This is a genomic window from Rhodococcus sp. P4_C10 (assembly GCF_056402135.1).
The window spans coordinates 1-893 of record NZ_JBFUHZ010000101.1 but is presented as its reverse complement, the minus strand read 5'-3'; the positions used below and the strand labels follow the sequence as shown (position 1 = coordinate 893).

The 893-nt window shown below is 66.1% G+C and carries 1 protein-coding gene; it reads left to right on the top strand.

The window, feature by feature from the left end; genetic code table 11:
• Positions 1–36: 36 nt before the first annotated feature.
• On the top strand, positions 37–893 hold an 857-nt coding region (locus tag AC1DWC_RS26695; protein WP_477912910.1), incomplete at its 3' end, for an NAD(P)(+) transhydrogenase (Re/Si-specific) subunit beta.

Genomic DNA, 893 nt, shown 5'->3' with positions numbered 1-893 from the left:
CAAGGCGGCGGCCGAGAAGAAGGGGGCTGACCTCTGATGGGCTACCTCGTCACGATCCTGTACATCGTCGCGTTCTCGATGTTCATCTACGGTCTGTCGGGTCTGACCGGCCCGAAGACCGCGGTCCGCGGCAACTACATCGCCGCCGTCGGCATGGTCATCGCCGTTGTCGCGGTCCTGATCGACGTCCGTGAGACGGACAACTGGCTGCTGATCGCGGGCGGTCTGCTGGTCGGTGTCGTCCTCGGTGTGCCGCCGGCGTTGCGTACGAAGATGACGGCGATGCCGCAGCTGGTGGCGCTGTTCAACGGTGTGGGCGGTGGCACGGTCGCGTTGATCGCGTGGGCGGAGTTCCTCAACTCCGACGGCTTCACCGCGGTCGAGGCGGTGCCCTCGGCACCGTTCATCATCGGTTCGCTGTTCGCCGCGATCATCGGTTCCGTCTCCTTCTGGGGCTCGCTCGTCGCGTTCGCGAAGCTGCAGGAACTGCTCAACAAGAACGTCGAGAAGGTGTTCGTCTCGAACGCGAAGGCGTTCCAGCTCGCGAACATGCTCCTCGCGCTGGTCTCGGTCGGGCTGGCCGTGTTCATCGGCCTCAACGCCGACGGTGACCCGCAGTCGTCGCTGCTGATCGTCGGGCTGCTCGTCGCGGCCGGCGTGATGGGCCTGTTCGTGGTGCTGCCGATCGGCGGCGCCGACATGCCCGTGGTGATCTCGCTGCTCAACGCGTTGACCGGTCTGTCGGCCGCGGCGGCGGGTCTGGCGCTGAACAACCAGGCGATGATCGTCGCCGGCATGATCGTCGGCGCGTCGGGCACCATCCTGACGAACCTGATGGCGAAGGCGATGAACCGGTCGATCCCGGCGATCATCTTCGGCTCGTTCGGTGGCGA